Source organism: Saccharothrix sp. NRRL B-16348 (assembly GCF_001280085.1).
Classification (GTDB): Bacteria; Actinomycetota; Actinomycetes; order Mycobacteriales; family Pseudonocardiaceae; genus Actinosynnema.
Genome location: NZ_LGED01000183.1, coordinates 1 through 212, shown reverse-complemented (window position 1 = coordinate 212; position 212 = coordinate 1). Strand labels below are relative to the sequence as shown.

General features: G+C 68.9%; 1 protein-coding gene. It reads right to left on the bottom strand.

The features are described from left to right. A partial coding sequence (locus ADK67_RS17100) for a PaaX family transcriptional regulator C-terminal domain-containing protein (RefSeq protein ID WP_331459304.1) occupies positions 1-212 on the bottom strand: 212 nt, incomplete at both ends.

The window sequence follows — 212 nt, the reverse complement described above, 5'->3', positions numbered from 1 at the left end:
GTCGGTGGGGAGGTGTTGGGCGGGTAGTCGGGGGTCTTGGCGGACGAGTTGGAGCCATTCGGTGTGCAGGAGGAGTTGTCGGGCGAGGTCGTCGGGCGCGTCGGCCAACGGACGGTGGTGGTCCCAGCGGCGGAGGAAGGCGTGGTAGCGGTCGGCGATGGCGGGTAGGTCGTAGGCGGTGTGGACGATCTGGTCGGCTTCGGTGGGTTTGG